The sequence below is a fragment of the Clostridium sp. AF37-5 genome, assembly GCF_003477605.1.
Lineage (GTDB): Bacteria > Bacillota > Clostridia > Lachnospirales > Lachnospiraceae > Eubacterium_F.
Genome location: NZ_QUDR01000052.1, coordinates 1 through 1,655, shown reverse-complemented (window position 1 = coordinate 1,655; position 1,655 = coordinate 1). Strand labels below are relative to the sequence as shown.

Here is a 1,655-nt window from a genome sequence, read left to right as displayed (position 1 = left end):
TTCATGATTCTATTGGTGACTTTCGCGAAGCAGAAAGGCGGATTATAACAATGGAAATCAGAAATAGAAAAAATATAATTATAATTCATATATTTTGTGTACTTGTGCTATCTGTACTTTTGTCTGGTTGTGTAGAGCGTATACATTTAAAAGAAACGGCGAAAACTTCCCGAGAAAAGCGAACATTGGAGTTTGTAGACGGAACATGGAATGGAGATTTTTTGGAAAAAGCGAAACAGTTATTACAGAAACGGCTAATGGAATCTGGTGAAGGACATTACAATGTCGTTATAGAAGACTTTGATTCAGATAATTCTTCTGCCAATGTAATGATTATAAAAAATGATAAAATGATGTGGACGTGTGAGATATTGTGTCAGATGCAGATGGATGACGGAAGTGTACTGGAGAATGTAATGTATGACCGCAGGTGGAGTGGACCTTTTAAAATAACAGATAAAACAATTATTAGAGAGATAGCACAGCGAACGAATCACTCCGTCTATCAATTTTCAATAGAAATTAAAGAAGAACAGGATTCTGCCAGAAAAAGAGTAACTTGTATAGACGATGCAATAAGGGCATATCAAAATGCAAAAAACAGAGAACGATGGAAAGAAATTATGGAACAAAAAGCAGACTATTCTGCATTGCAACAGGTATCTGCATGTGATGAGTTTCAAGTTCAAATTTATTCTTTCCAGACTCAAAAAAATGTGCAATATTATTTTGTTGATGATACAACACAAACATATGTAAGAGTTGATTATGACAAAGAAAATGCTGTATATACTTCTTTTTTTGAAAAAGGGAAATTGGAAAAATGGAAAGGATTAGAGAAATGTAAGAAAGCAGAATATTTAGGCCAAAGGACTATTACAGTTTCTCCGTTATATGTGCCATTGTTTTTGGAAGAGGATTGGCCATGGCAACTTATGATGGATATCAAAGAAGAAGTTACTTCTACCCTTAAAGAGGAACAAGGGCAAGGAGAATATATTTTGTATATTGCAGGTTTCTCGGAAGCAGATGAAAAAACGGATCTATTAATTCAAAATAAGGCAACAAATCAACTATACAATAATAGTGTAAACTTTATATTATCTGGCCAAAAACGAAAGGTGAATATAGAAGATGGGGGATTATCTCCTATAAAGAATATTGATTGTGGCGGGATAAATTATTTAGACGCATTTGCAAAGACTAGTATATGCAAAGTGAGTATTAAGATTTGAAAAAGTCTTGGAGTAAATGCGAAACAGGATGCAAAACTATGGTATAACGATTATGAAAAATAATATAAAGTTGGTCTGATGTGGTAAAGGATAGCGAGATTCTCAGCACGGAAGAACAGTTGGAATTCCGATAGTTATTATGGAGCCAGAATTTTTATTATGATGGAGGTGTAAGTTTGAAAAAAAGGCATGTACTTGTTGTTTTATTATGTTTTATATCTCAATGTATGCATGTGTGTATGCTGATGTATCCGGTCAAGTGACAAAAGAAACCACAAAACTTACAAAGAATAAGGATGTGGTGAAGAACTATTCCTATGACAGTGCCGACAATAAATCTGCATTCAAGGTAAAAGTAGGGGATGCCACCAAACTTTCTCTGTCGTATGAGTATGATGGCAGTTCCCGACTGATTTCCGT

2 protein-coding genes are annotated in these 1,655 nt (G+C 34.3%); both read left to right on the top strand.

The genetic code is table 11. From position 1 onward, the window contains the following. A partial coding sequence (locus DW019_RS14740) for a hypothetical protein (RefSeq protein ID WP_207663941.1) occupies nt 1–1,235 on the top strand: 1,235 nt, incomplete at its 5' end. Between the two features lie 208 nt (nt 1,236–1,443). Next, on the top strand, nt 1,444–1,655 hold a 212-nt coding region (locus DW019_RS14735; RefSeq protein ID WP_147353049.1), incomplete at its 3' end, for a hypothetical protein.